Source organism: Streptomyces sp. CB03234 (genome assembly GCF_001905885.1).
Classification (GTDB): Bacteria; Actinomycetota; Actinomycetes; order Streptomycetales; family Streptomycetaceae; genus Streptomyces.
The window spans coordinates 379,139-395,021 of sequence record NZ_LIYH01000002.1 but is presented as its reverse complement, the minus strand read 5'-3'; the positions used below and the strand labels follow the sequence as shown (position 1 = coordinate 395,021).

The following is a 15,883-nucleotide window of genomic DNA, read 5'->3' as shown; positions in this document are numbered from 1 at the left end:
CACCGCGCATCCCTTTCCCGGTCGGGCCGAATGACGGTGGCTGCGCCTACCGTCTCGCGGGTGGTCAAGCTCTCCGTCGTCGTGCCGTTCTACAACGTGCAGACATACGCCCCGGACACCCTGATGAGCCTGCGTGCCAATGCCCGCGAGGACTTCGAATTCCTGCTCGTCGACGACTGTTCGACGGACGGGACGCCGGAGATCCTCGCGCGTGCGGCGCGCGACCTGCCGGGGGCGGTGCTGCTCCGCCACGAACGCAACGGCGGGCTGGCCACCGCCCGCAACACCGGTATCGACGCGGCCCGTGGCGAGTACCTGGCGTTCCTCGACGGCGACGACTGGCTCGCGCCCGGCCATTTCGCCCGGGTCCTCGCCACGATCGAGGAGCTGGGCTGCGACTTCGTCCGTACGGACCATGTGCGGTGCACGGCCAAGTCCCGTACCGTGCACCGCGTTCCGGTGGGCCGGCGCGGGGTCGTGCTGCGGCCGCGCGACGCGATCCTGCCGGCCGAGCGGTCCACCTCCGTCGACTACCCGTACGCCTGGGCCGGGATGTACCACCGGCGCCTCGTCGACCGGGGGCTGCTGCACTTCACCGACGGTCTGCGCACCGCCGAGGACCGGCCGTGGATATGGCGGCTGCATCGCGAGGCGGATTCCTTCGCGGCGATCGGTACGCTCGGCGTCTTCTACCGGCGCGGTGTCTCCTCGTCCCTCACACAAATCGGCGACATTCGACAGCTGGATTTCATCCGCGCTTTCGACCAGGTACTGGCGGAAACGGCGAAAGACCCGGATGCGGAAAGGCTGCTGCCGAAAGCCGTACGCACATACTGCGCGATCATCGCTCACCATCTGGGCTCGGTGGAACGGTTCGAGGCGCCGGTCGCGCGGAAATTGCGCACGCTGAGCGCGGCCGCCCTGAAACGGATGCCGCAGCACATTCTGAACGACGCCCTCGACACGATGGACGCCGAGCGGGCGTCCCGGCTGCGCGGGCTGCGCCGCCGCCCCGTAGCGGGCTCCGCCGCCCTGGAGGCCACGGCATGACCACCCAGATCTTCTACGCCTCCACCCTCTACGGCGCCGTCACCCTCGCCGCCGCCCTGGACAGCGGCTGTTTCCCGCCCGCCGACCGCCGGCTGCTGCTGGTCGCGAACAACGCGGCGATACCGGAGACGGCCGTCCCGCTGGACCGGATGCCGGGCTTCGAGCGGCTGCGCGACCGCTTCGACTCCGTCCTGTCGTGGAACGACACCATCGCGCCGTTCCACCCGGGCGGCTGGTCGCCGCGGCCGGACGACGTACCGCTGTGGGAGCGGTATCTGCGGCTGCTGTGGGGACTGGGCGAGGACCGGGTGGAGCTGGTCCTGGAGTCCCTCCAGGTGGCGCCCGCGCTGACGCTCGCGCAGCTGTTCCCGGACGCGGCGATCGACGTGTACGCGGACGGGCTGATGAGCTACGGCCCGACGCGCAACAAGCTGGACCCGCTGGTCGGCGAGCGGGTGCGGCGGCTGCTGCACCTGGACCTGGTGCCGGGGCTGCGGCCGCTGCTGCTGGCGGAGTTCGGGGCGGCGGCGGAGGTGGTGGCGGCGGAGGCGTTCACGAAGGTCGTGGCCGAACTGGCGGACGCCGGGCCCCTGGACGCCCCCGAGGGCCCGGCCCTGCTCCTGGGCCAGTACTTGTCCGCCCTCGGCATCCTCTCCCCCGCCGAGGAGGAGGAGCTGCATGTACGGATGGTGCGCGGCGCCGTGGCACGCGGGCACCGGCACCTGGTCTTCAAGCCCCACCCGGTGGCCCCCGCGTCCTGGTCGCGGACCCTGGAGCGGGAGGCGGACGCCCTGGGCGCCGAACTGACCGTGCTCGACCGGCCCGTCCTCGCGGAGGTCCTCTTCCGCCGACTGCGGCCCGCGCTGGTGGTGGCCTGCTTCTCGACCGGGCTGTTCACGGCGGCCCGCTTCTACGACCTGCCGGTCGCCCGGCTCGGCACCGGGATGCTGCTGGACCGCCTCTCCCCGTACCAGAACAGCAACCGGGTGCCGGTGACCATCGTCGACGCGCTGCTGCCGGACCTGGAGACCGGCGAGGCCCACGGCGTGGAGGACCTCACCGGCCTCCTCCACGCCGTGGGCTTCGCGATGCAGCCCCAGGTCCGCCCCGATCTCCGCCCGGCGGCCGAACGGTACCTGTCCGCCCACCTCGACGCCCGCTCCCGCCGCTACTTCAGGCGCCGCCGCCTCACCGTGCTCGGGCTCCCGGGCGGCGTCCCGGTGCCGCGCAACGCGCTGGCGCGCCGCCTGCTCCGGTGGGCGCGCCGCTTCCGGCGCGCGGTCGTCAGGGCGTCCTGACGACCGGTTCCCGGATCTCCGTGACCTGCTCGTGCGTCATCGGCGGTCCGGTCGGAACGGACTCGCGGGCCCTTGCCTCGGCGATATCGGCTTCGTCCCGCAGGCGTTCGAGCTCTTCCAGCTCCTCTATCGGGACGAGGGCTGCGGCAGGCTTGCCGTACTCGCTGATCAGGATGTGCTCGCGGCCGTGCCGGACCCGACCGACGAGCTGACCCAACTGGTTGCGCGCTTCAACGAGCGGGTAGGTATCCATGACAGGACTGTACACACTCGCGGGTGTGTACGTACCGTCATCGACAGCAAAGTCACGCGCTCGTGAGCGACAGCTTCACCGCGAAGCCGAGGAACAGCGCGCCCGCCGCCGAGGTGGCGGTGGCGGACAGGCGCTTGCGGCGGCGGAACGCGGCGGCCAGGTGCGTACCGGTGAATATCAGCAGCGTGAGGTAGAGGACGCTCGCCGCCTGCGCGAGCGAGCCGAGCACCAGGAAGGAGAGCGCCGGGTACTGGTACGCCGGGTCCACGAACTGGACGAAGAACGCGATGAAGAACAGGATCGCCTTGGGGTTCAGCAGGCTGATCACGAAGGCCCGCCGGAACGGCCGCTCGGACACGGGCGCCGGGCCGGGCTCGCCGGGCTCCTCCGCCGCCCGCTCGCGACGGGTGCGCCACATGCCCCAGGCCGCGCGCAGCATGCCGAGGGCCAGCCAGGACAGGTAGCCGGCGCCCGCGTACTTCACGATCCCGAACAGCAGCGCGTTCGTCTGGAGCAGCGAGGCGACACCGGCCGCCGACAGCGTCATCAGCACCGTGTCGCCGCACCACACGCCGGAGGCGGCGACATACCCGGTCCGGACGCCGCGGCGGGCGGCCACGGACAGCACGTACAGCGAATTCGGCCCCGGCAGGAGAATGATCAGGACGAGACCCGCGAGATAGGTCGGCAGATCGGTGACACCCAGCATGAAGCGGAGTGTCGCACGGGGGTACGACACTCCGCCTTGGCGTCCGTCACACCGGACGGGTCAGAAAGCGTCCGTCGGGACGTACGTCCCCCACACCTCACGCAGCGCGTTGCACACCTCGCCGACCGTGGCCCGCGCCTTGAGGGCGTCCTTCATCGGGTACAGGACGTTGTCCGTGCCCTCGGCCGCCTTCTTCAGCTCGGCGAGCGCCGCGTCGACCGCCGCCTGGTCGCGCTCGGCGCGCAGCTTGGCGAGGCGCTCGGCCTGCTGGGCCTCGATCGCCGGGTCGACGCGCAGCGGCTCGTAGGGCTCCTCCTCGTCGAGCGTGTAGCGGTTGACGCCGACGACGACGCGTTCGCCGGAGTCGGTCTCCTGCGCGATGCGGTAGGCGGAGCGCTCGATCTCGTTCTTCTGGAAGCCGCGCTCGATCGCGTTGACCGCGCCGCCGAGGTCCTCGACCTTCGTCATGAGTTCGAGGGCGGCGGCCTCCACGTCGTCCGTCATCTTCTCGATGACGTACGACCCGGCGAACGGGTCGACGGTGGCGGTGACGTCCGTCTCGTACGCCAGGACCTGCTGCGTGCGCAGCGCCAGGCGGGCGCTCTTGTCGGTGGGCAGCGCGATGGCCTCGTCGAAGGAGTTGGTGTGCAGTGACTGCGTACCGCCGAGGACGGCCGCCAGGCCCTGCACGGCGACGCGCACCAGGTTCACCTCGGGTTGCTGGGCCGTCAGCTGCACGCCCGCCGTCTGGGTGTGGAAGCGCAGCATCAGCGACTTGGGGTTCTTCGCGCCGAACTCGTCCCGCATCACCCGCGCCCAGATCCGCCGCGCGGCCCGGAACTTCGCCACCTCCTCCAGGATGGTGGTGCGGGCGACGAAGAAGAACGACAGGCGGGGCGCGAAGTCGTCCACGTCCATGCCGGCGGCGACAGCGGTACGGACGTACTCGATGCCGTCCGCGAGGGTGAACGCGATCTCCTGCGCGGGCGACGCCCCGGCCTCCGCCATGTGGTAGCCGGAGATCGAGATCGTGTTCCACTTCGGGATCTCGGCCTTGCAGTACTTGAAGATGTCGGCGATCAGCCGCAGCGACGGCTTCGGCGGGAAGATGTACGTGCCGCGTGCGATGTACTCCTTGAGCACGTCGTTCTGGATGGTGCCCGTCAGCTTGTCCGCCGGGACGCCCTGCTCCTCGCCGACGAGTTGGTAGAGCAGGAGCAGGAGAGCGGCCGGGGCGTTGATCGTCATCGACGTGGAGACCTTGTCCAGCGGGATCCCGCCGAACAGCACGCGCATGTCGTCGATCGAGTCGATCGCCACGCCCACCTTGCCGACCTCGCCGTGCGCGATCGGCGCGTCGCTGTCGTGCCCCATCTGGGTCGGCAGGTCGAAGGCGACCGACAGGCCCATGGTGCCGTTGGCGATCAGCTGCTTGTAGCGGGCGTTGGACTCGACGGCGGTGCCGAAACCGGCGTACTGCCGCATCGTCCAGGGCCGGCCGGTGTACATGGTCGGGTAGACACCGCGCGTGAAGGGGTACGAGCCCGGTTCGCCCAGTTTCTCGTCGGGGTTCCATCCGCTGAGGGCGTCCGGCCCGTACACCGGCTCAATGGGAAGTCCCGACTCCGACTCGCGCGCCATGTGCTGTGCCCTCCGATAGACCTACTCGCTGGTACCGACCCTCGCGACGGACTGTAGCGGCGGGCGTGCGGCCGGTGGAGAGCCGCACGCTGGGACCTTCCTCACAGCATGCGCCGCGGTGCGCAACCAAGCACCCCTGGGAAGCATCCATTAGGTACAGATCATCGATTCGGGGGGCTCCTGTGCACCGTACGTCCGTCATACGCAGAGCAGTACTGGCCGCTGCCGCCGTCGCCCTGGCCGCCACCGGCTGCACCACCCAGGCCGTGGGGGCGGCCGGGGTGTCGGCCTCGCCGTCGGCCGCGTCGCCCGCGGCCTCTCCCTCTCCCTCTCCCTCGCCGTCGTCCGGCGCGTCCGCCGCCGGCGGCGCCGAGCCGACGGCTTCCGCCCCGGCCTCGTCGCCTGCCGCGAAGGTGCTGATGGCGGAGGGTACGGAGAACGAGCAGGTACGCGAACTCCAGGCGCGGCTGCGCCAGCTCGGCCACTTCCACCGCAGCCCCACCGCCTTCTACGGCTCGATGACCGCCAAGGCGGTCTCGTCCTTCCAGAAGACGCGGGCCTTGCCCGCCACCGGCACGGTCGACGGGACGACGTGGGAGAAGCTGACGGCCGCCTCGCGCAAGCCGACCGCCGAAGAGCTGCGGCCGCCGACCACCAACGAGCTGGACAAGCCCGACGCGCGCTGTATGACGGGCCGGGTGCTGTGCATCAGCAAGGAGAGCCGGACCCTCGCCTGGATGATCGACGGCAAGGTCGTCTCCGCGATGGACGTCCGCTTCGGCTCCGAGAACACGCCGACCCGCGAAGGCATCTTCAAGGTCGACCGCAAGGAGCGGGAGTGGGAGTCGACGCTCTACCACACGTCGATGCCGTACTCGATGTTCTTCAGCGGCGGTCAGGCGGTGCACTACTCGTCGGACTTCAAGGCCCGCGGCTACAACGGCGGCTCGCACGGCTGCGTCAACGTGCGGGACATGGACCGGCTCGCTGCCGTGTTCGGCCAGGTGAAGGTCGGCGACAAGGTCGTCGTCCACTGGTGAGCAGTGGGGAGAAGAGAGGGCGCGGGCGGGACCGGGGGAACGTGTCCCGCCCGCGCCATGTGCGCTGAGCCGTAGGTACGGGGGGAACCCCGGCTCTTCGCGCTGCCGATGACCAGTCGGCTCACTCAGTACTGCGCCACAGGCCGGAAAAACGTCACACCTCTGCGGAAGAAATTTTGAAACCGCTGGTCAGAGGGGCCAGAGGGGGTCAGAAGACCAGGCCGGTCCGACGTACGGAGAGCGCGGGGGCCAGCGGGCTCCAGGAGACGGTCGGGCGCGCCGCGTCGGAGTCGGCGCCCTCTTCGCCGCCGTCGCGGCCCTCGTCCTCGCCGCCACCGGCGCCACCGCCCGAGCCGCTGCCGCCGCTGCCGGTACCGGTGCCGCCGGCGCCATTGCCGCCGCCCGAACCGCCGCTGGTGCCGTTCTGGTGCTGCGCGTCGCCGGCCAGCACCTTGTCGCAGAAGCGCTTGAGGTTGGCCGCGCCCCGCGCGTCCTCCTCCAGCAGCTTCTTGCGCTCGGGGTCGAGGCGGCCGTCGCGGTAGTCACGGCAGTCCCGCACGGTCTGCGCGAACCAGGTGTCACCCGTATCGGCACCCGGACCGGAGCCGGTACCCGAACCCGACCCGCCGCCGTCACCGTCACCCGTGGCGCTGCCGGGCCCGCCACCCGAGCCGTCGTCGCCCCCGACGCCACCGGTCCGCCCATGGTCCGGCCGCCCCGGAACACGGTCCGTGCCCGTGCCGGGCGTCGCCGACCCGGACGGCGGCACGCTCCCCGGCTCGCCGGCCGTCCCGGGCGTGGCGGAACCCGACCCACCGGTCGGGTCACCCGACGCCGACGTACCGGGGGCGGGCTCGGCGGACACCGACACGGCGGGCACCGGCTCGCTGTCGCCGCCCAGGACGGGCAGCACGCCCGTACCGGCCGCCACGGCCACGCCGCCGACGGTCAGCCCGGCGACCGAAGCGGCCAGGCCCCACCGCACGGGCCGCGCCCAGCGCATGCGCCGACGGGGCCCCAGCCGGTCGTGTACGGTCCCGAGGTCCGGTACGTCCGAGACGCCCGGCACGCCGGACAACGGTGTCACAGCGGCCCGCGCCCCGGCGGCCTTCTCCGCCCGTACCTCACGGAACGCCGCCAGCGCGGCCTCCTCGCCCGGCAGCCCGCCCCTCGCGGGGTCCGCGGCCGCGCGCATGGCGTCCAGCGCCCGCGCCACTCGCCGGGCCCGCTCCCACGCGTGATCGTCGACGGGGCCGACAGGTTCACCCCGCAGCAGTCTCTCCGCCGCGTCCTGGTCGAGCCATTCATCCCGCTCGTCGGCCATCACATGTCCTTCTGCGTGCGCGAGCGCCAATGCGTCACACCGGCACGCGCCCCGGAACCCACTCGGCGCTTGGGCTGTGGCGGTACGGCGCCCAGCGCGCCGGACGCGGTTCCGGTCGAGTCGCGCCCCGCGTCGGCGGCGGCCCTCGCGCCCGCTTCGGCGCCCGTGCCCGCTTCGGCGCCCGCGGCCGTGTCCGTGTCCGCGTCCAGCAGCTCGGCCAGCCGCTTCAGTCCACGGTGCGCGGCGGTGCGTACGGCGCCGGGCCGCTTGCCCAGCGTCTTGGCGGCGCTCTTGGCGTCCAGCCCGACGACGACACGCAGGATGACCGCCTCGGCCTGGTCCTGCGGGAGTTGCGCGATGAGGTTCATGGTGCGGCCGGTGGCCAGGGCTTCCATCGCCTCGCCCGCGGTGTCGGACTCGGCCGGCTTGTCGGTGAGTTCGGTCTCGTCCCCGCCTATGGCGGGGCGCCTGCCCCGCATGCGCAAGTGGTCGAGGGCGCGGTTGCGGGCGATACGGGCCGCCCAGCCCCGGAAGCGGTCGGCGTCCCCGCTGAACCGGTCGAGGTCGCGGGATATCTGGAGCCACGACTCCGACGCGACGTCCTCCGCGTCGGCGTCGCCGACCAGCGTGCGTATGTAGCCGAGCAACCGCGGGTGCACGGCGCGGTACACAGCACGGAAGGCGTCCTCGTCCCCGTCCTGCGCCGCGAGCACTGCGGTGGTCAGCTCCGCGTCGTCCCCCAGCACTCCCACTACCTGTTCGTCATCGCGGCTGGTCACCGCCGTCACTACGCCCGGCGCGCAGCAGCACGCTACGTGGTCATCCGGCGTCACGTCCATGTCTTGTACAACCTGCAACATCACGTTGACGCAGTGCGGTGTGACAGAAACCGCACGGGTGGCGCTGATAGGAGTACGGGGCCGTACAGCGGACCCGTGGACGACGACCGGGGCCTCTCCTGTGGGGGGTGGCGGCCCCGGTCGTCCTCCGCCCCGGACCCGGGTGCAGGTCACGGCTTCCCGCCCTGGCCGCGCGTGGCGCTCTCGCCGCCGCCGCTCTTGTCACTCTTGCCGCTTTTGCCACCGTGGTCGTGGCCGCCGCCGTTGCCCGTGCCTGTGCCTGTGCCCTTGGCCGTGCCACTGCCACTCCCGCTGCCACTGCCCGTGCCGTTGCCGGAAGGGGCGCCCGGCCCCGCCGGCGCCGGATCGGCACCCGGCTTCCGGCCGGCCGTCGTACCGCCCGCCTTCGTACCGCCCGCTCTGGCACCGGACCCCGTCGCACCGGGCTCCGGCCCCGGCTTGCCGTCGGGCTTCTGGCCGGGCTTCCCGCCGGGGCGACCACCGGCTCCGCCCCCCTCGGCTCCCTTCCCCGAACCGTTGCCCCTGTCACTGCCCTGGTTCTTGCCCTGCTCCTGGCCCTGGTCCTGGCCCTTGTCGGCACCGGGCGTGGGCGTCGAGCGCGTCGGCCGTGCCGTCGGGCGCTGCTGCGTACGCTGCCACTCCGCGACCGGCGTACCGGACACACCGCCGTCCGGCGTGGACGCCGTCGAAGGCCCGGGCTTCGGAGCCGCCCCGCCGTCCCCGCCGCCGAACGGCGAGCGGATCGCGCCGGTCTGCGCCGCCACAGCGACACCGCCCAGCAGCACGGTCGCCGCCAGCCCCATCGCCGTGGCCCGCAGCGAACGCCGCCGCCGCCGCTCCCGGGCCGGCCTCCAGTCGTCGCGCCGCCGGGTCCTGCCCGCCGCGTGCGCGCCCTCGTCCCGGGCCGCCCGGAAAGCGGCGACCGCGCGTTCCTCGGCCGCCGGGTCGACCTCACCGCCCCGCACGGCAGCCGCCAGCAGCGCGGCCGGCACCGCGGCGACACCGTCCGCTTCGCGCGGGTTCCTGTCCCTGCTCATCCCCAAGCTCCGCCCTGCGCCAGTCGCCCGGCGAGTTTCTTCAGTCCTCGGTACGCGGCGGTGCGCACCGCTCCCGGCCGCTTGCCCAGCACCCGCGCGGTCGCCGGGCCGTCCAGGCCCACGACCACACGCAGCAGCACCGCTTCGGCCTGCTCGCGCGGCAACCCGCGAATCATCGCGAGCGCCTGCTCCGTCGAGAGGCTCTCCAGCGCCGCGGCGGCCGTGTCCTGGCCGCCCGGCAGATCCAGTACGTCTTGTTCGATTAAAGAGGTACGGGGGCTTCGCTTCTGCTTGCGCAGATGGTCGAGCGCCCGGTGGCGGGCGATGGTCGCCGTCCACCCGCGGAAACCCGCGCCGTCGCCCTGGAACCGCCCGAGGTCCCGGGCGATCTCCAGCCACGCATCGGCGGCCACGTCCTCCGCATCGTCGCCGACGAGCCCGCGTACGTATCCGAGCAGCCCTGGGTGGACCAGCCGGTACGCCTGCGCGAACGCGTCCTCGTCCCCCTGCTGGGCGCGCTCGACGGCAGCGCCGAGCTCCGTGTCGTACGCCCCCACACTGCCCTCTTCGCGCCGCCCGTCACAGATCCCCCACCCTTCTCTGCGCCCGGGCAGCCGGAAGTGTCACAGCAGCACCTTGCGACCGGCGCGCCCGTGCAACATCAGATAGAAGTGCTGTACGGACTCCTCGGACCCCGCCTCGAACCGGTTCACGACCTTGCCCAGCGGGTTCCAGGCCCGCCCGTCAGGCATCACGATGCCGACCGGCTGCCCGAAGTACTCCCGCTGCCCGGCGTCAAAGTCCACCCACTCCGCCCCGGCCCGCCGCACGATCACCTCCCCGGCGTACGCACCGAGCCCGCACAGGAACGGCTCGACCCGCGACCGCTCGGGCTGGTCGCGCCTCAGCCCGTCCACCACCAGGTCGACGAGCCGGAGGCTGGCGACGCTGAAGTCGAGCGGCAGCCGGTTCCGTTCGGTCACCCGCGCCACGAACTGCGTCACATAGGCACGGACGTTCCGAGCGCCCGGCAGTGTGCTGAAGTCCCCATCCATGCCAGACCCAGCGACCCGGGCGCCTCGATCGTCACGCTGAACGGAACGTGTGGCTTCTCATACGGCGACTTCACACCACTCGTACAACCATTCGCAACGCTCAGTCGTCTGCGACGTCCCCGTACCAGCGCCAGGACGTCAACCGCTCCCGGCCCCGGATCTCGCCCCGGCCGGTCGCCCACAGGAGGGTGTCCCACGCCGGTGTGTCCGTCGGGGCGTCGGGGAAGAGCCGCAGCAGGACGCGGTGGCACAGCTTCGGCGGCGCGCTCCAGGGCAGGCCGAGCCCCTGGGTGACGTCATGCGCGTGTACGAGGGTCTCGACGACGCCCATCGCGGCGAAGCCCTCCGGGTCGGACACCCCGAACCCGTGGTACGCCCGCACGTGCGGAGGCGTGACCCGCACCATCGCGGCGAGCATGGACCCGCACGCCTCCAGCACCTGGAGCAGTCCGGCGGGCCCGGCCCTCCGGTCGGCGTACGTGACGTTGGCGGGTCCGCCCGGCCGCCGCGCCTCCCACAGGAACGGCACCTCGTCGTCGAGGGGCGGGCGCTCGGGGCCGAGCTGGGCGGCGTACGCGAACAGGTCGTCCGCCAGGTGCTCGACCGTCTCCCAGCACGTCCACTCCAGGGACCCGGCCTTGGCGTCCCAGTCGGCGTCGCCGTCCGCCAGGCGGAGGGTGCCCACCGCGAGGCGGACGGCGGTCAGGACGTCATCGGCGCTGACGGGGGCGGTGGTCAACGGGCGGCCACCGTCGCGTAGGTGACGAAGGAGGACCAGGCGGTCGGCGACAGGGCGAGCTGGGGCCCGGAGGGGACCTTGGAGTCGCGGACGTGGATGGTGGAGGGGCAGCTGGCGACCTCGACGCAGTCGTCACCGGAGCCGCCGCTGTAGCTCGACTTGTGCCAGGAGAGAGCGACTTCGACACAGCTGTCGCCGTCGCCTCCGCTGTAGCTGCTCTTGAACCAGGCCAGTTCGTTGGTGCTCATAGCGCTCCTCGCAGTCGCGACAGCAGACCCCGGGAGTCCTGGGGAGTGAGGGCCTGCGCTCGCAGTTTCCCATAGCGCATCTGAAGCACGCTGATCGTTTTGGGATCGACGACGAAGATGCCGTGCTCCTGCCCCTCGCAGTACCCGAGCCACTGATTCTCCGGCGTCTCCGCCAGTCGAATCGGCCCGTCCACCGCAGCATGGTGCCCCCGGTCCAGCGGCAGGACCTGCACCGCCACATTCCGCAGCTCCATCACGCCCAGCACATGATCGAGCAGCTCCCGCGTCACCTCCGCCCCGCCCACGTGATGGTGGAACAGGTGCTCCTCGATGACGAAGTTGTACGCCGAGTTCGGCCGCTCCCGGAGCAACTTCTGCCGCTCCAGCCGCGCCGCCAGCTGCTCGTCCACCTGCTCGTCGCTCAGCGGCGGCAACTGGCCCCGGAACAGCACCCGCGCGTACGCCTCCGTCTGCAACAACCCCGGGACCACCCGCGGTTCGTACGTGTCCAGGCTGATCGCCGACGCCTCCAGCAGCGCCCACTTCCGGAACCACACCGCCAGCCCCGGCTTCCGGGTCAGGTGCCGTGACGCCTTCCGCAGCGCGCCGAAGGCCTCGAGCTTCTCCTCGGCCCGCTCGACGAACTCATGCGTGGGGAAACGCCGGCCCTGCTCCACGGAGGCGAGGTAATGGACCGAGTACCCCAGCTCCGTCGCCAGTTCCTCCTGCGTGTACCGCGCGTTCTCGCGGAACGCCTGGAGTACGGCGCCGAAGGTCCTGAGGCTCTCGGAGCGTTCGGGCTCGATGATGCTTTCTGTCATGCCGGTGACCCCCGGGTCGTTCATGGTCCACCCCGCGTCGGGTCACCCATGCTCACAGGAGGTCACGCGTACCGTCCACCCACCGTACCCGTACAGTTACTCACTGTACGGGCTCGGCCCAGGCGGCGTACCCCAGCACCGTGTCGCCGTCCGCCAGGTCGAGGCGGGCGCGCGGCCCGTAGTGGATGCGGTACGCGACGCCCTCGATCTCCACCAGGCCGCACTGCGTACCGCCGTCCCTGGGCTCCTGGAACCCCGGGCTCTCGACCACGTCCCACCCGGCCTCGCGGGCCAGGTACACCCACTCCTGGTAGGCCTCTTCGTTCCCGCCGACGTCCGGATCGGTGTCGCCGACCCGGATCAGGATCTGCACGGGATCCACTCGCCGACCCCTCGCCATCGCCGACCTCCCGCAGTCCCGGGCCTGTACCGCCAACCGCCTGTGACGACGAGTCCCCCCGGACGGCCGGGTCAGAACCCACCGAACACACCGAGATCCTCCGCCGCCCACAGGGCCGCCACGCCGAACCCCAGGCAGCACACCCCGAGGCCGCACATGGCGTACCCGGTCCGCGAGGGGCATGAACTGCAGGAAGAGCCAGAGGAGGGCAACTCACGCAGAGCACCCTTGTGAACCGGGCCAACAGCATGACTCTGGGGCGGCGCAATGGACGCCGCCCCAGGATGTGCCCCTGACGGCTACACGGGCTCCTCTTCGAAGGCGAAGCCGTCCTCGGGGAGCCCGTCCTCGCCGACGCCTTCCTCGTCCATCATGGCGCCGGCCAGGCCGCCCATGATCTCCTCCAGGTTCAGCTCCGTGGCACCGGCCGGGGCCGTGGGCGTCTGGCCCTTGCTCATCCGCAGCACCACGCCGAGCTTCTTGACCTTGGCGTCCTCGGCCAGCTTGGCGAGGTCGATGTTCACCTCGGTCAGCTCGCCGTTCTTCAGCGTGAAGTCGGCCGTGACCTTGGCGTTCGGGGCGTCCTTGAGGTCCTTGTCCGTCGGCAGCTCCATGCCCGGCGGCAGGTCCTTCGCGAACGGGCGGATCTCGCCGAACAGCTCGGTGATCAGCGTGCGGAACGGGGCCGTGGCGGTGATGTGCTCGGTGCCGTCCTCGCCACCGGCGGTCTTGAAGTCGACCTCGCGGGCGATGACCTCGCGCACGGCCTCCACGAGCTTCTTCTGCGTCTTGGCGTCGAGAGTGGGCTCCGGCGAGGGCTTGGCGCCGGGCGCCTGCCCCATCTCCTCGCCGGTCTTCTCCAGCTCCTTGGTGTTGAACTTGACCCACTCGCCCTCGATCACCTTCTTGAAGGGCTCGGCCTCCGGGGGCAGGTCGTCGGTGGGCGGCAGGGGCTTGTCCACCACCTTGGCGATGGTTTCCATGTCCGCGCGGACGTACGTGTAGTCCCCGACGACCCGGTACTCGACGAGGTCGCCGTCCGCGTTGCTGAACTTCATGGCCATGCCGATGAAGTCCTTCTCGCCGGACTCGTCGAGCGGCTTCTTCGACTGCACGGTGACACTGATCTTCGCGCCGCTGAGCAACTCGGCGGCCTCGTCGGGCATCTCCTCACCGGGCTCCGGGTCCGACGCGGCGTCCAGCGCCTTGAGGGTCTTGGCGTCGGTGTCCAGGTCGAGCTCGAAGGAGAGCGACTTCTCCTTGCCGAGCTTCTCGAAGGCCTGGTCGAGCTTCTTCCCGGCGGACAGCTGCTCCACCGTGCCGCAGGCGGCCGAACCCGCCAGGACGGCGCCGACGACTGCGGTTGCGGTCAGGGTCTTGCGTATGGCGGTGATGATGGTCTCCTCGTCAGTGCGATCACGGCGTGATCACTCAGGAGACTCACAACTCCCCCAAAGGGTTGCCCTGCCGCCTCACTCGTCGTCGAACCACGGCTTGCCCGCGGCCCAGTGCGCGACCCACTCGGCGAAGCCCGCCCCGAACGGTATGGCGCCCTCACCACAGATGTTCCAGATGTGCCCACGCTGCGGGCCGGTGACGACAAGGTGCCAGTACATGCCGCAACCGTCCGTACCGAGCACGATCGAACCATGGTCGAAGACCTGGCCGAGGATCGGCTCGATCTCCTCCTCCGGCCTCTCGTCGTCCTCCCACAGCCACGCCTCGGTCAACGGAAAGGGCCGGCTCAGATCCCGCTGCGGTCGGCCGTCTCCCCAGTCGTTCGGCAGCTCGGCCAGCCCCACCAACCCGTAGTCCGGCGGCCCGGCATACGAGCCGTCGGTCATCTCGGCGACGAACGTCCGGTACGGCTCGGGCACCACGATGCCGTGCTCCGCCTCGAAGGCCCGCACGGCGTCCCAGCCCAGCGCCGATTCACCACCGTCGTCCACGTCGAAGGCGGCGCGAAGTGCGGCGAGGTCAGCGGGGTGGGCGTGTTCGGTGTCCATGCGGCCCATGGATACCACCCGGCAGCCAGGGTCTTGTCAGTGGCCGAGTGCACACTGACGCCATGAAGCGCACCTGGGTGGAGTCAATGGGCGGGCCCCTCGCCGTCGTTCCCGTTTCCGCGCTGGCCGGATGGGGCGGCTGCACCGAAGGCGGGATGATCGTCGGCGACACCGATACGCCGGACGACTACGACCGGGCGTGCGCGGTGGAGGACCTGGCCGAGGCGATCGCGATCAGAGGCGGGGAGTCCGAGGCCCTGATCCTTGGGGACGAACCCGCCACCACCTGCTACCTCCCGGAGCACCGCGCCTTCCTGCGATGGCTGGCGGCCTCGTCCGAAGCCGAGCTGACCGCCGCGGCCGAGCGCGTCCTCACGAGCCCCTCGACCGCCTGGGAGGACTGCGGCACCTGGACGACGGACGGCCCGGCGGTGCTCATGGACTCGGTGAGCGCCGGCACCGACCTGGACGTCGCGTACCCGGGCGGCGGTCTGCCGGAGCAAGCACCCGTCCCACTGCCCGCCGGCACCTGGAGGGTCCGCGCCGTCCACACCAAGGCCGACGAGCACACATGGATCGGTCTGGTGCAGCTCCTGAGCTACAACGATCCCTCGTAGTAGTCCCCGGTCTCGACGTCATGTGCGAAGGACGTCCAGAACCCCTCCGGGGCCTCGGCCCGCTGCCCCGCAGCCCATTTCACCGAGGTGTCGTCGGACGACGGGTAGAACGGGAAGGTACGGAATCTTCACATCGATCCCTTTCGCAATGCGCCTATTTCGGCGCACGCGAAATGGGCACACGGAACGAGCCGGCCGGAGGTTTCCGGACCGGCTTTGCATACTGCGGCGCGATTTCCAGTCAAGTGCCTGACGGTGAGTCAGCCGTTCGGACAATCAGGGCAGTTCGGGGTCGAAAGGGCGCCGATACGTCCGATTTTTCCGGTCGCTCGCGCCGGGTCGGGCGGGTGGTGTATAACCGCCCGGTTCCGCATCGAACTCGATTCACGGAAAGCCGCACTCCCATGGCATGCAGCACGGAATCCGAAAAGCCCGGCCCGGACCGGCGCGGTCCGGCGATCGCCGGTGCCGTCCTGCTCGCCTGCGGCGGTCTCGTCGGCTACGGCGTCCTGAACACCGAGGACCGGCCCGCGCCACGGGCCGTGCCGACCGCCGATGTGACCTACGAGGTCACCGGGACCGGCACCGTCGAAATCTCGTACGCGGGGGGCGCCACAAACGGCGCGGCGGCGGTCGAGAAGGCCGTCACCCTGCCCTGGAACGGTCCAGGCGCGCCACGTGCACCGGCCCCCGACTGACCGCGAACAAGCCGTAAACAGTAAAAGCGAATTCCCGGCACGACTTTTCTGAGGAGTGGGGCATTTGAGCCCGCGACGCAAAGCGCA

19 protein-coding genes are annotated in these 15,883 nt (G+C 71.2%); 5 read left to right on the top strand and 14 right to left on the bottom strand.

The window, feature by feature from the left end; translation table 11 throughout:
* The first annotated feature begins 60 nt into the window (after positions 1-60).
* Both AMK26_RS08620 and AMK26_RS08615 read left to right on the top strand, forming a co-directional pair.
* On the top strand, positions 61-1,050 hold the full coding sequence (locus tag AMK26_RS08620) for a glycosyltransferase family 2 protein (protein ID WP_073753796.1): 990 nt from the start codon (positions 61-63) through the stop codon (positions 1,048-1,050).
* Positions 1,047-2,348 carry a polysialyltransferase family glycosyltransferase gene (locus AMK26_RS08615; protein WP_073753794.1) on the top strand — a complete coding sequence of 434 codons (1,302 nt, stop codon included), beginning with the start codon at positions 1,047-1,049 and terminating at the stop codon, positions 2,346-2,348. Before AMK26_RS08620 ends, AMK26_RS08615 begins: the two co-directional genes overlap by 4 nt.
* On the opposite strand, the gene AMK26_RS08610 is transcribed toward AMK26_RS08615, so the two are convergent.
* The 3 genes from AMK26_RS08610 to AMK26_RS08600 are packed head-to-tail and all read right to left on the bottom strand — an operon-like array spanning position 2,335 to position 4,951.
* Positions 2,335-2,601, bottom strand: coding sequence for a type II toxin-antitoxin system Phd/YefM family antitoxin (locus tag AMK26_RS08610; protein ID WP_073753792.1), 267 nt, complete (start codon positions 2,599-2,601; stop codon positions 2,335-2,337). The genes AMK26_RS08615 and AMK26_RS08610 overlap by 14 nt on opposite strands.
* Positions 2,602-2,653: 52 nt before the next feature.
* A complete protein-coding gene (gene leuE, locus AMK26_RS08605; protein ID WP_073754727.1) occupies positions 2,654-3,310 on the bottom strand; it encodes a leucine efflux protein LeuE in 657 nt (218 codons plus the stop codon).
* 60 nt (positions 3,311-3,370) lie between these two features.
* Positions 3,371-4,951 carry an acyl-CoA mutase large subunit family protein gene (locus tag AMK26_RS08600; RefSeq protein ID WP_073753790.1) on the bottom strand — a complete coding sequence of 527 codons (1,581 nt, stop codon included), beginning with the start codon at positions 4,949-4,951 and terminating at the stop codon, positions 3,371-3,373.
* A gap of 182 nt (positions 4,952-5,133) precedes the next feature.
* Between AMK26_RS08600 and AMK26_RS08595 the strand changes: the two genes are divergently transcribed.
* The gene (locus tag AMK26_RS08595; protein WP_241837834.1) at positions 5,134-5,991 is read left to right on the top strand and encodes a L,D-transpeptidase family protein; all 858 of its coding nucleotides are present in this window, start codon (positions 5,134-5,136) and stop codon (positions 5,989-5,991) included.
* A 208-nt stretch (positions 5,992-6,199) separates the two neighbouring features.
* Here the strand turns inward: AMK26_RS08595 and AMK26_RS08590 are convergent, their stop codons facing one another.
* The 11 genes from AMK26_RS08590 to AMK26_RS08540 form a co-directional block, all read right to left on the bottom strand.
* A complete protein-coding gene (locus AMK26_RS08590) occupies positions 6,200-7,315 on the bottom strand; it encodes a hypothetical protein (RefSeq protein WP_073753788.1) in 1,116 nt (371 codons plus the stop codon).
* Positions 7,315-8,061, bottom strand: coding sequence for an RNA polymerase sigma factor (locus AMK26_RS08585; protein ID WP_073753786.1), 747 nt, complete (start codon positions 8,059-8,061; stop codon positions 7,315-7,317). The genes AMK26_RS08590 and AMK26_RS08585 overlap by 1 nt, the downstream gene beginning before the upstream one ends.
* A 263-nt stretch (positions 8,062-8,324) precedes the next feature.
* Positions 8,325-9,212: a hypothetical protein gene (locus tag AMK26_RS08580; RefSeq protein ID WP_073753784.1), complete on the bottom strand. Its 888-nt coding sequence runs from the start codon at positions 9,210-9,212 to the stop codon at positions 8,325-8,327.
* Positions 9,209-9,769: an RNA polymerase sigma factor gene (locus tag AMK26_RS08575; RefSeq protein WP_073753782.1), complete on the bottom strand. Its 561-nt coding sequence runs from the start codon at positions 9,767-9,769 to the stop codon at positions 9,209-9,211. Before AMK26_RS08575 ends, AMK26_RS08580 begins: the two co-directional genes overlap by 4 nt.
* A 66-nt stretch (positions 9,770-9,835) precedes the next feature.
* Positions 9,836-10,267: a hypothetical protein gene (locus AMK26_RS08570; protein ID WP_073753780.1), complete on the bottom strand. Its 432-nt coding sequence runs from the start codon at positions 10,265-10,267 to the stop codon at positions 9,836-9,838.
* Between the two features lie 100 nt (positions 10,268-10,367).
* Complete coding sequence (locus AMK26_RS08565) at positions 10,368-11,006, bottom strand: maleylpyruvate isomerase N-terminal domain-containing protein (protein WP_073753778.1); 639 nt, start codon at positions 11,004-11,006, stop codon at positions 10,368-10,370.
* The gene (locus tag AMK26_RS08560) at positions 11,003-11,254 is read right to left on the bottom strand and encodes a DUF397 domain-containing protein (RefSeq protein WP_073753776.1); all 252 of its coding nucleotides are present in this window, start codon (positions 11,252-11,254) and stop codon (positions 11,003-11,005) included. The genes AMK26_RS08565 and AMK26_RS08560 overlap by 4 nt, the downstream gene beginning before the upstream one ends.
* A complete protein-coding gene (locus AMK26_RS08555; protein WP_107420897.1) occupies positions 11,251-12,075 on the bottom strand; it encodes a helix-turn-helix domain-containing protein in 825 nt (274 codons plus the stop codon). The genes AMK26_RS08560 and AMK26_RS08555 overlap by 4 nt, the downstream gene beginning before the upstream one ends.
* Positions 12,076-12,175: 100 nt before the next feature.
* Positions 12,176-12,457, bottom strand: a complete 282-nt coding sequence (locus AMK26_RS08550) for a hypothetical protein (RefSeq protein ID WP_073753772.1) — start codon at positions 12,455-12,457, stop codon at positions 12,176-12,178.
* 317 nt (positions 12,458-12,774) lie between these two features.
* The gene (locus AMK26_RS08545; RefSeq protein ID WP_073753770.1) at positions 12,775-13,791 is read right to left on the bottom strand and encodes a hypothetical protein; all 1,017 of its coding nucleotides are present in this window, start codon (positions 13,789-13,791) and stop codon (positions 12,775-12,777) included.
* Between the two features lie 156 nt (positions 13,792-13,947).
* The gene (locus AMK26_RS08540; RefSeq protein WP_073754725.1) at positions 13,948-14,481 is read right to left on the bottom strand and encodes an SMI1/KNR4 family protein; all 534 of its coding nucleotides are present in this window, start codon (positions 14,479-14,481) and stop codon (positions 13,948-13,950) included.
* 62 nt (positions 14,482-14,543) lie between these two features.
* On the opposite strand from AMK26_RS08540, the gene AMK26_RS08535 reads away from it, so the two are divergent.
* Together AMK26_RS08535 and AMK26_RS08530 are read left to right on the top strand one after the other, a co-directional pair.
* Complete coding sequence (locus AMK26_RS08535; protein WP_073753768.1) at positions 14,544-15,098, top strand: Imm21 family immunity protein; 555 nt, start codon at positions 14,544-14,546, stop codon at positions 15,096-15,098.
* A gap of 404 nt (positions 15,099-15,502) precedes the next feature.
* The gene (locus AMK26_RS08530) at positions 15,503-15,796 is read left to right on the top strand and encodes a hypothetical protein (RefSeq protein ID WP_073753766.1); all 294 of its coding nucleotides are present in this window, start codon (positions 15,503-15,505) and stop codon (positions 15,794-15,796) included.
* Positions 15,797-15,883 lie beyond the last annotated feature (87 nt).

Bases quoted from the DNA above. Each gene is read 5' to 3' on its own strand.
- AMK26_RS08560 (WP_073753776.1), bottom strand. From the start codon at position 11,254: ATGAGCACCAACGAACTGGCCTGGTTCAAGAGCAGCTACAGCGGAGGC.
- AMK26_RS08540 (WP_073754725.1), bottom strand. From the start codon at position 14,481: ATGGACACCGAACACGCCCACCCCGCTGACCTCGCCGCACTTCGCGCC.
- AMK26_RS08590 (WP_073753788.1), bottom strand. From the start codon at position 7,315: ATGGCCGACGAGCGGGATGAATGGCTCGACCAGGACGCGGCGGAGAGA.
- AMK26_RS08530 (WP_073753766.1), top strand. From the start codon at position 15,503: ATGGCATGCAGCACGGAATCCGAAAAGCCCGGCCCGGACCGGCGCGGT.
- AMK26_RS08535 (WP_073753768.1), top strand. From the start codon at position 14,544: ATGAAGCGCACCTGGGTGGAGTCAATGGGCGGGCCCCTCGCCGTCGTT.
- AMK26_RS08610 (WP_073753792.1), bottom strand. From the start codon at position 2,601: ATGGATACCTACCCGCTCGTTGAAGCGCGCAACCAGTTGGGTCAGCTC.
- leuE (WP_073754727.1), bottom strand. From the start codon at position 3,310: ATGCTGGGTGTCACCGATCTGCCGACCTATCTCGCGGGTCTCGTCCTG.
- AMK26_RS08570 (WP_073753780.1), bottom strand. From the start codon at position 10,267: ATGGATGGGGACTTCAGCACACTGCCGGGCGCTCGGAACGTCCGTGCC.
- AMK26_RS08555 (WP_107420897.1), bottom strand. From the start codon at position 12,075: ATGACAGAAAGCATCATCGAGCCCGAACGCTCCGAGAGCCTCAGGACC.
- AMK26_RS08600 (WP_073753790.1), bottom strand. From the start codon at position 4,951: ATGGCGCGCGAGTCGGAGTCGGGACTTCCCATTGAGCCGGTGTACGGG.
- AMK26_RS08580 (WP_073753784.1), bottom strand. From the start codon at position 9,212: ATGAGCAGGGACAGGAACCCGCGCGAAGCGGACGGTGTCGCCGCGGTG.
- AMK26_RS08615 (WP_073753794.1), top strand. From the start codon at position 1,047: ATGACCACCCAGATCTTCTACGCCTCCACCCTCTACGGCGCCGTCACC.